Genomic DNA, 15,313 nt, shown 5'->3' on the forward strand with positions numbered 1-15,313 from the left:
GTGAGACTTTGCAAAAGTCGCAATCGTCATTTGCCCGAGATGAACATCACGCCGATGATCGACGTGACGTTTCTGCTGCTCATCTTTTTCGTGACCGTGACGCAAGTGTCGCAGGCCAACCGCGAGCAATTGCAGTTGCCCAAGCAAGCGGGCGAAAAGGATCAGGATCGCTCGACGCTGACGATCAACATTGATCGCCCGGGCCGAATGTCGGTCGCCGGCGCGGCCGTCGATCGAGCCGACCTGGCGGCGCTGGTCGCCGCCGAACTGGAAAAAGTGGGGGGAGACCCGCGTCAGATCAATATCTTGGTCCGGATGGATCAAGGAGCGGAAACGCGAGCGATCAACCAATTGGTCGATCAGTTCGAACAGTTTGACGTCAAGATCGTAGAACTCGCCGTCGAAACGCCGCAGTAAAGGAACGTCACGTGAAACTAAGCGCCCACCGTACGACGCGCGACAAGAAGATCGACTTGAACATGACGAGCATGATCGACGTCGTGTTCCTGCTGCTGATCTTCTTTATCGTGACCGCTAGCTTTACGCCGACCGAACGTCGACTCGACGTCGCCGTCCAATCGGCCAATCCCTCCGCGGCGCAGGCGAGCGACTTTGATCCCGCGATCGTCGACGTGACGACGGTCGGCGACAGTTTCGGCTACAAACTCGGTAGCCGCACCTTTACGACGCAGGATGAACTGGAAGAAGTGCTGATCGCGTTTCCCGATAAGTCGGCGCCAGCAGTCGTGCGAGGGCAGGACGAGGCCCCATATGGAATGGTTTCCGCCGCGATCCAAGCGTGCAAGAATGCAGGTTTTCACGGAGTCCGTTATCAACCGTTCACCGGCAAATAGCGTTTCGATCTGGCTGATCGCCGCAGCGCTGCTGCTGCTGCCGCCGACTTCGTGGGCGGCTGCGCAGTCGTACGACAATCGCCCCCGCGAAGCGCTCGCCGAAGAGTTCAAACAGGTTGACGAGTATCTCTCGCGGCTCGATCTGACCGAACAGCGGATCCTGCTGAGCGAAGCGTACGTCGAAAAGCCGATTGACGATCAGACCCGCCGCAAGGCGCTGCGGGGTCTGGCCGATCTCTACGCCGGTCGACTGATGGAAGTGAGCGGCGATGAAGAGAAGTTCGCCGCCTATCGCCGCCGCGTGCAGCGCCTGATCGAAAAGTATCCGGCCGCCAACGCGCCGTCGCTGCAAGTGATGCTGATGCAGGCCGACTATCAGCGGGCCGAAACCGCCGCCTCGGAGTGGATCGCCGATCCGTCGAAGTTAGAACAGAAACGAAATGCGACGGCGATCCTGAGAGTGATCGCGCCGCATTTGACCACTGCCGCCAAGCAGTTGCGGGATGATATCTCCCGCGGGTTTGAAGAAGTCGACCGGATGCCGAGCGGCCCGAACGCCGAAGCCCGCGAACGGGAGATTCGTGCGCTGGAAGGAGTCGCCGGGCGAGCCTCTTACTTCGCCGCCTGGGCCAACTACTACCTGGCGGTGATCGACGGCGGCCCGCAATCGGCGGCGGTGCCGGAAGGGATGAAGCTCTTTCAAGGACTGCTCGACATCGACGGCAAGAATTACGCTTCTGTCGATCCGCTGCAATTGGGACTGATCGTCGAATGGCGAGCCCGGGCGTTGATCGGGCTGGGACTTTGCGAATCGCTCGTCGGCGATATCAACGACAGCCGCCGCATCTTCGAGATCTTGCGGCAAAGCGACGCGTCTCCGCAGATCATCGACCAGTCCGACTACTGGTTCATTCGCGGCTTGCTCAACGCCAAAAAGTATGACGAAGCGCTGGCCGAATCGCAGCGGCTGGTCAGCAACTTCCAAGGAGATGGAAGCGAAGGAAAGATCAGTCTCTGCGCCTTGATCGCCCAGGTCGGATTTCATCCGCCGGAGGGCGCCCCGGCCGATAAATTGCGTCAGCTGGGGATGGTCGGCATCGTCGGCCTGGCCAAACTGGGAAGAATCGGCGCTGCGATTCAACTGTTGGCTGAAAACCAGATCGACGTCAGCGGCGATCCTGGTTTCTATCTGCTGTGGCTAGAAGGCCAGCGGAAGTTCGCCGCCGCCGAAGAATCGAAAGACGAACGAGAATACAAAGAAGCGAAAGTCTTGCTGACCAAAGCGGTCGCCAACCCTGTCGCAGGAGACGCTGTCGCGCTGGCCGAGTGTCAGTATGTGCTCGGCTGGTGCTGTTATCGTTTGAAACAATTCGCCGAAGCGAGCGGCGCCTTTCGTCAGGCGATCGCCGGTTTGAAACTAACCAATCCGCAGAAAGCGGTCGAAAGCGCCTGGCTCGCCTTTGTGTCGCTTCAGTCGCTCGCCAAGGAAGACCCGCGCTACGCCGCCGCGGCGATTGACGTGCTGGAAGATCTGAAGCGTGACTTCCCCGAAAGCTCGTACGCTAAGAAGGCCGATCTGTTGATCGCCCGGCTCCAGCAATCGCGCGGTTCGCTGCGCGACTCGATCGATCAATTGATGAAGATCGCACCCGATGATCCCAACTACCTTGCCGCACAGTACGATCTGTGCGTGATGTTGCGGCAGCAGATTGATCAGACCGCCGATCACAGTCAGAAGGCGGGCTACGCGCAGCAGCTTGCCAAGGCTGCCGACGTCCTCAATGCAAAATTGACCGACAAGTCGACGCAGACCGATCGTTCTCGCGCACTGCGCACGTTGCTGATGACGGTCGATCTTTCCGGACGTGGTTTTCTCGATCCATTGGTTGGCGACAAGGGAATTGTTCGTGCTGCCGCCTTAGCGGCGCAGCTTCCCGCTTCCGACGGCGCGGTGGCCGAGTACCATCATCGCGCGTTGCTTCTCGCCCAGCAGAAGATGCAGCCGGATCAGATTCTGGAGCATGTTGACTGGATTCTGGCCAACGCTCCCGATTCGGCCTTCGCCACGTCGGCATTGGTGGTGAGAGCGCTTGATATCGATCGCCGCATTCAAGAGACCTCGACGCCGGAGGTGCGGACCGAGGCGTTTGAAATCTACCGTCAGCTGTCGCAGCGTCTTGGTTACTCGCCGAAGACGCTCCAGGAGAAGAAAAACGCCCGAGTCGCCGCCGGCAAGTTCGCCGAATATGCCGAACTAATTGGCCGACGGGCCGATGCGGCGGCTGTAATTTCCAGCTTGGCCGAGGCTTTCCCTGACGATCGGACCTACCTGCAACAGGCCGGCCGAGCCGCCTTTGACGCGGGAAAGGTAGAAATCGCCCTAGAACATTGGCGTAAGCTCCTTTTAGGGCTAGATCGTGGCTCTTCCGAATGGTTCGAGGCAAAGTTCTACCAATTAGCATGTCTTGCCAAAACGGACCCAGAGGGCGCCCGTAAGGTACTGGAGCAGTTTAAGTTGCTGTATCCCGTAGGCGGTCCGCCCCTCTGGCGTGATAAGATTAAAGCTGTGGAACAGGAACTGGCCTCGTCGCGGTGAAAAAAGTCGCCGCTGGAATCCCTGCATGACGTCTGATCAACCACCAGCGACAGATCCTCCTTCGGCTCGTATCGACGAGTTCCTGGGTCGAGCTACGTCGTTCATGGCGATCTACGGGGCGTCTGATCCAGCGCGGCTCAGTCAGTTGGCGATCATCGCCGATCATCTCGGGCTGACCAATCAAGAATATCAGGCCGCGCTGCAGCAACTACGCGAGCCGCACGCGATTACTCCCAATCCACGCGCGAAAACCCTGCCGACGACGACGCCGACCGAACCGGCCGAGTCGCCCCCGTCCGATCCGACCAGTTCGCGCTGCGTCATCACCGCATCGGATCCGCTCAAAGAGTCGTTCCTTCAGCAAGCCAGAATCTTGCTGGCCAACACCAACGCCGAGACGCCAGCCAACTTGCGGAAGCTCGCCGCCAAGCTGGGCGTTGACGATGATCAGTTGGAACGTTGGCTGGAAGAGATGTATGGTCCGCTGGTGATACCCGAACCGATTGCGGCGGAGGAAGAGGAAGCGTCGGAGGAGCCGAAAGAGCAGGGGCCTCCCAAGATCGCTCGCAAGCCGCCGCAGGAGATGTACGACGACTATCTCCACTTGGCCCTTGGCGCGATCTCGTCGGGAAGAATCAACGAACGTCGCGAAGCGAAGCTGATCGCCGAAGGGGTCGAGAAGCTCGGCCTGTCGCAGGTGTTGGCTCGCGACATGCTGTACGCCGCCGCCGCCAAGCGGAATTACGTTCTCCTCTCGCAAGAGAAAGTCGAACCGCCGGCGCCGCCGGTCGTCGACGAACAGCGGGAGCAGAAGATCTCTGCGTTTCAGCAGCGAGCCGCTACGATCATTGCCGGGCAGGGGGGCGTCAGCTCGGTTTGTCGCGCGATGATCGCCGACGCGGCCGCCGAGTTCGGACTTTCGCCCGAAGAGAAAGAAAAGGCCCTCGCAGCGCTGCAGCGACAGGCCGAGTCGCGACTCTCCGATCCGCTGGAAGAGCGGATCGAAGCGTTTCGCCGCTTCGCCGTACTCAAGTTGAAAAGGACCGAAAGCCAGACCGTCGGCGACTTGCTGACCAGGCAGTTGATCCAGATCGGCGTCGACCTGCATGGTTTGCCGGAAGAGACCGCTGCGGCGACGGCGCGAGAAGCGATCGCTTCGTCCGGTTTGCGCGTCGTTACGCTGGAACAAGCGATCTCGCACGTTCTGTCGATCGTTGACGACTTGCTGGCCGAAGAAGGTTTCATCTCGATCGAAAACCGAAAACGCCTGCTGGCCGAAGCGCGGCAGTGGGGCGTTTCGCGCGCCGAAGCGGGCCGCCTTATCGAAGAGCATATCGCCGAGATCGAACTTCGCGCCAAGCGTCGTCGTCGGCGTGTCTTCGCGGCGGTCATGATGTCGGTCCTGACGCTTTTCGGCGGCCTCGGGGCGATCTATTGGGGCAAACCGGAGTGGGCCGATTTCGGCCATGGCGCCGGAGTCTGGAGCGTCGGCGCCGCGGGCAAGCCCGTGGGCGATGCCGCCGATCCGACTGATGACGGGAGCGAAGCGTTCCACCGTCTGGCCTGGTGGAGCGAACCGCTGATGCTCGACCTGGTTCATTTGCGTCAGCGGCGGAATGACCTGCAAGCGGCGACGGCGGCGATCGCCAAGGACGATCCGGCGAAGCGCGGCGAAGGGTACGCCGAGTTCGCGCCGAAGTTCGTCGAGGCGCTGGCCGAAGATACCGACCCGAAACATTCGGAGCAGTTGCGGACGATCGTGCGCCGTCTGGCGATCGACGAACCGGACGAATCCGCCTATCACGCGCTGCTGCAAGCGCTGATGAAAGAAGTCCCCGCCAAAGAGGACAAGATCAGTCCCAGCGGCAAGTTCGCCCAGTCGTACGTCGCGCTCTCGCTGTTGGTCGACGTCGCCCAGCAGCGCGAATTGGCGGTCGCCAGACGCGAAGGTATCGTGCAGGGGTTGGAGCAGCGACTCGGCGTGGTGACCGTTCCCGCCGCCGATCTGGCCGCCATCTTTTCCGACGAACTGGCTCGCAACCAATACGCATCGCTCCAGCAATTGGCCGAATCCAACGTCGCTCAAGCGATGGAGACGCACCGCTTGTTGCAACGTGTCGTGCGAGCCAACGTCAACAAATCGTTGGCCAATAACCTGGATGGCGACGCGCTGTTGGCGATATTGCCGCTCGTCCCCCAAGACCTGAAGCTTTATCGCGGCGTCCTGGATGAACAGATCAACCAGCGCAATCTAGCGGTCATGCTGCGTCTGATCGAACTGCTGGAATCGGGCAAAGCGAGCGGACAAGTCGCTACCGAGTTACAGTTTTTGCTCGCGCGGACGATCAACGTGAAGACGGACGGAATGAAGCCGACCGAAGCCGCGATCGTGATGCGTAGCGCTCTGGCCGGCATCGCGGGACAAGGCGATGTAGGAGAAATGGCCCGCTTCTTTGTTGGCCAGGCCCAGCAGATCGATCTGTCGGAACAAAAGTTTGGTTCGCCTGACGAATGGCTCAACGGATCGGTCGAATTGGCGCGGATCTCGGCGCTCGGCGCCGCGGCCGCGCAAAAAGAATCAGGGCGTCGGCTGTTTCAATCTCTCTCGAGCGACGTGCCTGAGCAGATCCGTCCGACCAATTCCAACGCAAAGCGTGCTGCGTCGCAGGACCGACTCGATCGCATTCGCGAAGCGTTCCGGCAGCTGAGCCGGGCCAGGGACGCGCGTACGCGAATCATCGCGTACGACAACCTCGCGGTGATCGCCTCCGGCAGCGATGATATGGACTACTATCACGCCGAACGTCTGGTCAATTATCTGCTATCGAAAAAGTTGGCGGATGAGCATGAGATGGTCATGCGTCGGGTCAGCGATTTCCGCTCCTCGTCGTCGCTGCGACTCGCTCTCTCCGATCATCTGGAAGAGACGGTGATGCCGCTGTCGGAATTGCAGCGGCTGGCGACCGAAATCGTCGGCCGTCAGGTGCTGCTGAACGACAAGTTGACCTGGAAAGAAGATCTCCGGCGAGTCTTGCTGTCGGACTCGCTGCCGCTGTTGCAGACCGACACGAACGTCGCCGGCGAAGACGTTTCTGGAGAATCGCTCGAGCAAGCGGCGGCCGGCATTCTCGACTACTACCTGATTCAAGCCGAAATCGCCGGAGTTCCGTACGAACAGCGGATGACGCTGCGAACTCCGAGCGAAGCGCTCACCGCGATCATTCGCCTGCAAGCGGATCAACTGGCGGCGGCGAAGTTGTCGCCGGAGTTGCAAGTCCAACTGGAAGACGTGACGCTCCGCTCGCGGGTCGTCCCGCTGATCGCCCATAACGATTTGGCGAAAACGGTCGCGCTCCAACGGATCTGGCTCGAACTGTCGGCGATCGCCGCGGTGCGGGCTCAGCCGAATTCCCGCCTGGCGGCCGAAGAGTTGATCGCTCGCCTGCGTGAAGTCGATGGTGGTTCGAACAACATCTTTCAGCAACTCCGCAACGGCGAAGCGGCGCTTGTCCGCATGCAGCTGATTCGGATGGAGGCGTAACCGATGTTGCGAACCTCGCTCGCCATCCTGCTGGTTTGCTCGCTCGCGGTAGCGAATGTTGACGCGGCGGTCGTGCTGCTGCGCGGCGACGCCGACCCGGTCGCTGGCTATGTCGAAAGTCGCTCTGGGGGCGTGTTGCGACTGCGGATTCCGCAAGGGGGCGGGCAGAGTCTGACCCGCGAGATTCCGCTCATCGAAGTGGAGGAAGTGCTGGAGACGGTGTCGCCGCTCCGTCTGACCGAACTTCGCCCGGAGGACCCCGATAGTTATCGCAACTATGCCGAAGAGCTGGCGCAGAAGAAGGTCGACCCGGAAGCCCGCGAAACGGCGCTGCGACTCTTCCTGATTGCCGCTCGGCTCGATCCGACGCGACTCGGCAAAAGTTCGCTTCTCGGGATGACGTCGATCGCACGTTCGCCGGAAGAAGCGAATCGCTTTCAGGCGATGGCCTATCTGCTCGATCCGGAACATGACGCGCAGCTGATTCAGAAGCGTCACACGGTGCAGTTGACCAGCCCCGAACGGCTGGATGAGTGGTCCGATTTGATCATCACTGGGATGCGGAAGCTGCGTGGGGGCGACTATCGTTCGGCTCGCGCGATCTTGAAGCGGCCTGACGTCGAAAAGGCGTTCGACAGCATCGTCGGCGAAATCACCCACGACGAGTGCATGGCGATTCTCAACAAGACTTGCCCCGGCTGCGAAGGGGGCCGAATTCCGAAAGCGATGATTCGGAAGTTAGTCTTGGCCGAACTGGCGCTGCTGCCCGAAACGCACGACTCCAGCGATACCGAAAGCGTGCCCGAGTGGTCCGAGTTGACGGCGGCCGAGAATCACAAGCCGCTCGTGGCGTTGACGCTCGAAACGATCACCGAGTTCGATCCTCGCACCTCGGTCTATCGCAACAAGCAATGGGTGTCGCCGTAACTCGCTAGACGCTTCGTCCGGCGGTCGGCGTCTTACCATGTTCGAGCAGGAATTGCAGTTCCGGCTCGATCCCGGCGAAGACTTCTTTCAATGTTCGCAATGCGGCCGGCGCTTCGGCGAAGTTTTCTTCCGTGCCGAGCGTTTCCAGACGCATCGCCGCTTGTTGCCCTTCGGCCGCGGCGAAGTAGCCGAATGAGCCCTTCAGCGAGTGAGCGTTGCGTCGCAGTCGCGGTCCATCTTTGGCTTCGATCGCCTCGTCGATTTCGTTCAAGATCCGGCGAACGTCGGTCAAAAAGACGTCAACCATCGCTTGCAGCAGCGACTCATCTCCCGCGACGTTGGCGAGGGCCGCTTCCCAGTCGACCTTGGGCGCTGCATTGGAGCTGGTAGGAGTCGCTTCCGCCGTTGGTTGCGATTGCTCCGGCGCCGCTACGACGACGCCGGGCGATGTGGTCTGACTTGCGGCGAGCGCCTCGTCGATTGCGTCGTAAAGCGCCTGGGCGTTGATCGGTTTGGTGACGTAACCGTCCATGCCGGCGTCGAGACAACGTTCGCGGTCTCCCTTCATCGCATGCGCGGTCATCGCGATGATCGGAATGCGGGCGCCGGTCTCTTTTTCCAGGCTACGGATTTCGCCGGTCGCGGCCATGCCGTCGAGGACCGGCATCTGCACGTCCATCAGGATCAAGTCGAAGCCCCCTTCGCGAAACGCCGTGACCGCTTGCCGCCCATCGTTGACGACGGTCGCCATGTGCCCTCGTTTTTCGAGCAATAGGACCGCCAGCTTTTGGTTGACCAGGTTATCTTCGGCCAGCAGGATGCGACGTCCCCACGAGCCGAGTTTCGGTTCATGTCGGGAAGTATGCGGAGCGAGGTCGCCCGCCGCGTTATATCCCATCACGTCCATTAGCGCGTCGAACAGATCTGATTGCTTGATCGGTTTGGAAAGGACCGAATCGACCCGCGCTCGTTGCGGATCGAACGGCTCTTCATCGAAAGTTCCGGTAGTCAGCAAGATCGATTTGGCGCCGGCGCCGCCTGGAACGTTTTGAATTCGCTCCAGCAGTTCCGTCCCTTCCATCACCGGCATCTGCTGGTCGACGATCAGCACCTGGAAGTTGGGAATCGCCAATTCGTCGGCATAGAGCGACAACGCTTCGACCGGGCTGCTGACGACGGTCGGCTCCATGCCCCAGTTGGTGAGCATCTCGGCGATGATTTCGCCGCAGGTGTCGTTGTCGTCGACGATTAACACGCGCGTTTGCCGACATTGGTCGGGAGGAACATGCCGCTGATCGTAACTGTTGGCGTCGAGTCCCAATTTCGCCGTAAAGTGAAACTGCGATCCGACGTCGACTTTGCTTTCGACCCAGATGCGACCATGCATCAGCTCGGTCAGGCGGGAGCAGATCGAGAGGCCCAAGCCGGTGCCGCCGAATTTGCGGGTCGTGGTGCCGTCCGCTTGTTCGAAGGCGGCGAAGATCTTTTGCAGCGACGCATCGGGAATGCCGATGCCGGTATCGGCGACGGTGAAGTGGAGCAGGGCGTCCGACTCGGTCACTTCATCGACTTCGACTCGGACGACGATCTCGCCGTGCTCGGTAAACTTGATCGCGTTGCCGACCAGGTTGACCAGTATCTGTCGCAAGCGTCCTGGATCGCCGATCATCCGCCAGGGGACGTCGGGACGCACATGGGCCACCAGTTCCAATCCCTTCCCATGGGCGCGAAACGCGAGCGTCTTCATCAGGTCGCTCAGGTTTTCTCGCAGTTGGAACGGAATCGATTCGATTTCCATTTTGCCGGCCTCGATTTTCGAGAAATCGAGGATGTCGTTGATCACCGAGACCAGGCAGTCGGCCGAGGTCTTGATCATCTGCAGATACTCGCGCTGCTGCGCGGTCAGTTCAGTCTCCAGCAGCAGCTCGGTCATGCCGATGATGCCGTTCATCGGCGTGCGGATTTCGTGGCTCATGTTGGCCAGAAATTGCCCCTTCGCCCGATTGGCGGCGTCGGCCGCTTCCTTTTGCGACTGGATGACGTCCTTCGCGATCGCCAGCAAGTGGGACTGCGCCTGGATCAGCATGTGAACCGACAAGACGCGGAACGTGCCGTCCTTGCGACGAACGGCGAGCGGCTCGTAGGCGGCGTCGCGAGGTCGGCTGAGCGCGGCGCGGGCCGCTTCGTGGATGCTCGCGTCAGCCGCGACTTCCAGGTGCGGGATGTTCATCGATTCGTAGAGGATACGGACCGGCCGCTGCGAATAAAGATCGCGCGAAAAGAGCCGGCTCATATACTCCAGAAACTTTTCCCGCGAGATCAGGCCCAGCAGTTGATCTCCCACCATGATCAGCACGCCGGGAAGGTCATGCCGCTTGTCGAAGATCTCTTCGACTTCCTTTCCATGGGTCGACGCGTCGACCGAAGCGTGATGCGCCGGCAGCTCAGCCAAGGTGGCGTCGCTGCGGAGCTTGTTCAGTTCGGCGTAGATCGTCTTGTCGTCATGTTGCGTCACGGGAGGTCTCCTGCAGAAGAACTAGACGCGGGCCGCAACCGGCGCTCGACGCTTGACCATGGTGATCGTCGTGCCGTCTTCATCGAACGTCGCTTCGTCCATGAACGCTTGCATCAGCACCAGGCCGCGATTGCCGAGTTTGTCGAGCGCTTGCGGATCGTTCGGTTCCGGAATCGAAGCGACGTCGATGCCGGGCCCTTCGTGACGAATGACGAACGAGCCCTCCTCTTTGCTGAGCGAGGCTTGCACGTGCAACACGCGCGACGCGTAAGGTTCGCTTGAACGGCGCTGTTCGACCAGGGCGATCGCTTCCGGCTTGTCGAGCTGCAGCGCTTCGAGTTGATCGAGATCGAGCTCCAAGTTGCCGCGGTAGTAGGCGCTGAAGAGCGCCCCTTCCAACGCCATCCCCAGACTGACCTGGTTGCTCGCTTCGCACAGTCCCATGCTGCCGGCGATCTGTTGCATCATTTCGACCAGGCGTTCGCAGAGGAGCGGATCGCTGGTCAGGCGAAATTCAAAGTCGGCTTTCGCCATCGCTTGAGTCAAGCGTTCGTAGTTCCGCTCGGCGGCGCACATCGCGCGGACTTGTTGTACGGTCGAGACGAGACGTTCGGCCAGGTGGGTCTTCGGCACATAGCATGCGGCGCCTTGTTGCAGCGCTTCGACCGCCAATTCTTCGCTGCCGTGCGCGGTGGTGAGCACGACCGGGATCTGCGGATAGATCGACTGCATCCGGTTGACCAATTCGAGCCCGTTCATCTCGGGCATGTTCAGATCGGTGACGACGACGTCGACTTCGTCCGAAACGTCCTGTAGCAATTCGAGGGCCGCCATCCCGTTGGTCGCTTTGGCAATTTTATTTTGCGGATCTTTCTTCAGAATTCCTTCTAGTAGCACTAAATCGACCGGGGTGTCGTCTACGATCAAGACGGTCGGCATCGTGAGAGTCTCCTAAGAAATTGGCGCCAAGTTCGCGAAAAATTTTTTCCCGTTCTTGGCGACGAAAAATGGGCCCGATAGCTGACCTTGCTGACGGCGCAAGTGCTTCTGCCGATCCCTCTTTATAAAGAGCGGATGTTAAAGAACGGCGTAGATCGGGTGGGAAAATCTTCGCGCATTTGGGGGGAGCGGAGAGGCCGGATTCGCCCCGATCGTCCGAGTCGGGTTGACTTTGACGGCGGACTCGCAACAATGCGTAGCCCGATCGAGATATTCGCCAAATTGCTCTACAGCAGAGGGGAGAATATTGCCGATCAGGGAACTTGTCTCCTCAACAAGCCTAGCAGGTTTGATTGCGGGGACTAAAATAAGAAAAGAAGCCTTCGGTGCATTTTCCGGCAGAGGGACCAATTTATTGCGAGGGCCGGATTCAACAACGGCTAGTGCAAGTGCACGCCAGAGTCTCGCCCTTCTCGCAGCGACTCCACTCGTCGCAACTTGACCGAAGGTTTTCTTATACATGAGAGCCGCCGTGCTGCTTGCAGCCGGCGGTTTTTTTATGACCTACAGTTGTATTGGCGGCGACCGATCGGTCCCCCTCCTCATCCCACTCGCGATTTCGCGAAGGTTTCGAAGAGAGATCCAATGCAACAAGTTTACGTACTGGTCATCCTGGCGATCTGTTTTGCAGCTGGCAGCCTCGTCGCGCAGTTTTGTATTCAGTAACGACCGTTACGACCGCTAATATCCGAACCGCTCTTCGGTCCAGGGATCGCCATGATTGTGGAAACCGCCGCGCTCCCAGTAGCCCGGCTTATCCTTGGCGGTCAATTCAATCCCGCGAATCCATTTCGCACTCTTCCAGGCGTATAGCCGAGGAACCATGCCGCGCACCGGACCGCCATGGGCGTCGTTGATCGGCATCTCGTCGTGCGTATCGGCCAGCAGCGCGTCATCCGCGAGAAAATCCTCGAGCGGCATATTGGTCGACCAGCCGTTGTCATAGGCGTGACAGACGACGTACTTCGCTTCCGGTTTGACTCCGGCGAGCTTCAGCAACGTTTGCGTCGAAACTCCTTCCCAAATGTTGCTTAAACGGGACCAATGAGTCACGCAGTGAAAGTCGGCGAAGACTTTGCACCGCGGCAGCGCCTGAAACTGATCCCAATCGAGATCGACTTCCCGCTCGACCAGTCCAAATATCTTCAGCCGCCAATCTTCGGGCTCGACGTTCGGTACGTGCGACGCATGCAGAATCGGCCACTTTCGCGTCCGCGATTGTCCCGGCGGGATTCGCTGGCTGCGATACGTATCGGGACTGATGATGATCCCTTCTTCGGTGATCTCCTCCGGCTTCAGCGGCTCGCCAGACTGATACTTCGCGTGATCGTGTTCGGAATCAAACATACGGCACATGGGAAAGGGAACGAGGTGACGACGAATCCCAGGGATTGTATCGGCGCCGGAAGAATCGACCAATCTTGCGGCCTAGAAGTTGGGTGGCACTGCTGGCTTGTCCAGCAGTGTGCAGCTATTACAGGGTTCCCACTTCTGGACAAGCCAGCAGTGCCACCCCAAAGTCTTTGCTATTCCGCCGTGCGGCGTTTCGCCCAGAGGAGCAACAGCCAGATTCCGAGAAAGCCGAGCGTGCAGCCCAGTACCAATACCGGGCGGCGCAGGTCGAAGCGATCGGCCGCTTCGCCGCTGAAGTTGAGAAAGACCCCCACGGCGAGAAAGACTCCCCAGACCGCCAGCGCGCCAATGATGATCGCCATCAACTTCTTCGAGCCTGGGGCACGCTGCAGTCGCGGGGATTCGTTCGCCGGCGATTCCTCTTTAGTAGTTGGAGGTTCCATAGTACGCCTCGGCCGTGAGGCCCGTTTCGTCGTGCACCATTTTCACGATCCGATCGACTTCTTCATCGCTGATTGGCGCGACAAAGTCTTCGGCCGGGCGACGCGCGACGGTGTAGATCTGAATCAGCTTGAGCTTCCCGCCGGCGGCGGTCACATCACGCAGACGTCCGCAGTAGGCGGCCAGTTCGGCGTCGGTCGGGCCGACGCCGTTGACCTTCATGAACAAGGTTTGAATCACCAGCGGGCGAACCTGCGACGCGGCGGTGATATTGTCCAGAATTCGCTGATAGGGGATTTTGGTCCGCTCAATCAGGTGGTAGTACTCTTCGGTCCCGGCGTCGAGCTTCGCCCAGATCTCGCCGTTGTTGGCGTCCAGAACTTCCAGGCCCTTTTTGACGACGTCGCGATGGAACATCGACGCGTTGGTGATCAGCACCATTTTGACGTCGTCCATGCCGTGCTGACGCTTGATCTCGGCGGTTCTGCCGACCAGTTCGTCAAAGTTGCGATAGGTGGTCGGTTCGCCGTCGCCGCTGAACGCGATGTCATTGACGCGGCGCAAAGAAACCGGCGTCTCAGCGAACTTGGGGGTCGCCCAAATATCGCCTGACGCCGCCAGGCTGAGCATTTCGTCGATTTCGTGGAAATAGCGGTCGGTTTCGACGAACCGCGTTTCGCTTTCTTCTCGGCGATTGACCTGGCAATAAATGCAATCGAAGTTGCAAATCTTGTCCGGGTTCAAGTTGACGCCGATGGACAACCCGCGGCTGCGCCGCGAGAGAACGGGATAGACGAATTTGTTGTCGTCAAAACTGCGCTGATGCAGCGTGTGCAGCCGATGGGTCGTCATGCAATCTAAGCGTTAGTCGACACGCGCCGTCTCGCTACCGACTTTCACCGGCCCGGTAGGCGCAACCAGGGTATTGGTCGGGACAGGCCCCAACACGTTTTCCCCCATATTATCACGCATCGCCGACAAAGTGCGGCGCATAACTTCCAGATCTTCTTCCGGAATGCCGACGATCGCTCGGGCACGGACCGCAAGAGCGCAGTTGACCATCTGTTCCCAGACCGGCTGCACCTTGTCGGTCGCGCGAATGATTTTTTTGCGGCGATCGCACGGATCAGTCTCGCGGGTGATCCAGCCGTCTCGTTCCATGCGATCGATCACGCCGACCAAAGTCGGGGCTTCGATCCGCATTTGTTCGGCCAATTCGCTTTGCGTGATCTCACCATGGTAGGAGAGCCATGCGAGGACCTCCCATTGGCGGTAGGTGATGCCGTGCGACGAGAGTTCCTCGTTCATCGCACGCGAGAGCATATGTCCGGTCGAGAAAATCCAGTACCCGACGCTCTTTTCAAAGTCAAAACGGATCATGACTGACAGACTCCTAGCGAATTCCCCAGACTAAGTATTCTAGCGATAAGACAAAAAGATGAGAACAATCAGAATTACGCGCCAAACGCTTCCTGCAGGCAGTAGTCGAATAAAAGCCGCCATTCCTCGGCAGCCGTATGAATTAGGATTTCTTGATTGTCGCTCCGGCCTCGCGCGACAGCTTCGCAGCCGTCGACCATCGCCATCGGGTCCCAATCTTGCCCCGCAGCGAGAAAACGAGTCGCCGAATCCAATTCTCCGCCAGAAGCGATCTCCGCTGCATTGGCAGCTAGATCATGCATAATCGGGTGACGCCCAACGCGTCGGAACCAATACTTTGCGTTGCCATAATCAGGCTCTCGGCGGTGCATAATGCCATGCCAATAACTGCCTGAAATGGACGGAAGGTTTTGACTTATTTCGTGGGATTCGTCCAAAAAGTTGTAGAGCAGCCAGATGCCTGACATGCAAGCGTCAGCCATCTCTTGACTGCGGATTGGCCGCCCCCCCGACAAATCATCGTAGGTCAGCCGAGACAACTGATCCCGAACCGAACGAACCGGCGTGCCTGGGCCGAGTGGACATTTCGGCGCCGCCTGGATCAAGTTCGCGATTGTCTCGGGATACGAGGTCAACATGAATATTTAGCGCGCCATTTGTTAAGGAAAAAATCGGCGTTCTTCTATACTACTGTTTTTTCCGCAATT

The 15,313-nt window shown here is 59.4% G+C and carries 12 protein-coding genes; 5 read left to right on the forward strand and 7 right to left on the reverse strand.

Annotated elements, in window-relative coordinates:
• The 5 genes from LOC68_RS23165 to LOC68_RS23185 are packed head-to-tail and all read left to right on the forward strand — an operon-like array spanning position 1 to position 7,918.
• Positions 1–417, forward strand: coding sequence for an ExbD/TolR family protein (locus tag LOC68_RS23165; RefSeq protein WP_230223150.1), 417 nt, complete (start codon positions 1–3; stop codon positions 415–417).
• A gap of 11 nt (positions 418–428) precedes the next feature.
• Entirely contained in the window at positions 429–854 is a 426-nt protein-coding gene (locus LOC68_RS23170) for an ExbD/TolR family protein (protein ID WP_230223152.1), read from the forward strand.
• On the forward strand, positions 808–3,450 hold the full coding sequence (locus LOC68_RS23175) for a hypothetical protein (RefSeq protein WP_230223153.1): 2,643 nt from the start codon (positions 808–810) through the stop codon (positions 3,448–3,450). Before LOC68_RS23170 ends, LOC68_RS23175 begins: the two co-directional genes overlap by 47 nt.
• A 25-nt stretch (positions 3,451–3,475) precedes the next feature.
• Positions 3,476–6,991 carry a hypothetical protein gene (locus tag LOC68_RS23180; protein WP_230223155.1) on the forward strand — a complete coding sequence of 1,172 codons (3,516 nt, stop codon included), beginning with the start codon at positions 3,476–3,478 and terminating at the stop codon, positions 6,989–6,991.
• 3 nt (positions 6,992–6,994) lie between these two features.
• Positions 6,995–7,918 (forward strand): hypothetical protein, encoded by a 924-nt coding sequence (locus LOC68_RS23185; RefSeq protein ID WP_230223157.1) that lies wholly within the window; start codon positions 6,995–6,997, stop codon positions 7,916–7,918.
• Positions 7,919–7,922: 4 nt separating this feature from the next.
• On the opposite strand, the gene LOC68_RS23190 is transcribed toward LOC68_RS23185, so the two are convergent.
• The 7 genes from LOC68_RS23190 to LOC68_RS23220 form a co-directional block, all read right to left on the reverse strand.
• Positions 7,923–10,433 (reverse strand): response regulator, encoded by a 2,511-nt coding sequence (locus LOC68_RS23190; RefSeq protein WP_230223159.1) that lies wholly within the window; start codon positions 10,431–10,433, stop codon positions 7,923–7,925.
• Between the two features lie 21 nt (positions 10,434–10,454).
• The gene (locus tag LOC68_RS23195; RefSeq protein WP_230223161.1) at positions 10,455–11,372 is read right to left on the reverse strand and encodes an ATP-binding response regulator; all 918 of its coding nucleotides are present in this window, start codon (positions 11,370–11,372) and stop codon (positions 10,455–10,457) included.
• Between the two features lie 741 nt (positions 11,373–12,113).
• A complete protein-coding gene (locus LOC68_RS23200; protein ID WP_230223163.1) occupies positions 12,114–12,779 on the reverse strand; it encodes a sulfite oxidase-like oxidoreductase in 666 nt (221 codons plus the stop codon).
• A 179-nt stretch (positions 12,780–12,958) separates the two neighbouring features.
• Positions 12,959–13,228, reverse strand: coding sequence for a hypothetical protein (locus tag LOC68_RS23205; protein ID WP_230223165.1), 270 nt, complete (start codon positions 13,226–13,228; stop codon positions 12,959–12,961).
• The gene (locus LOC68_RS23210) at positions 13,209–14,078 is read right to left on the reverse strand and encodes a radical SAM protein (RefSeq protein ID WP_230223167.1); all 870 of its coding nucleotides are present in this window, start codon (positions 14,076–14,078) and stop codon (positions 13,209–13,211) included. The genes LOC68_RS23205 and LOC68_RS23210 overlap by 20 nt, the downstream gene beginning before the upstream one ends.
• Before the next feature lie 12 nt (positions 14,079–14,090).
• Positions 14,091–14,606, reverse strand: coding sequence for a MarR family winged helix-turn-helix transcriptional regulator (locus tag LOC68_RS23215; RefSeq protein ID WP_230223168.1), 516 nt, complete (start codon positions 14,604–14,606; stop codon positions 14,091–14,093).
• A 74-nt stretch (positions 14,607–14,680) separates the two neighbouring features.
• Complete coding sequence (locus LOC68_RS23220; RefSeq protein ID WP_230223170.1) at positions 14,681–15,073, reverse strand: hypothetical protein; 393 nt, start codon at positions 15,071–15,073, stop codon at positions 14,681–14,683.
• Between the last annotated feature and the right edge of the window lie 240 nt (positions 15,074–15,313).

The sequence above is a fragment of the Blastopirellula sediminis genome (genome assembly GCF_020966755.1).
GTDB lineage: Bacteria > Planctomycetota > Planctomycetia > Pirellulales > Pirellulaceae > Blastopirellula > Blastopirellula sediminis.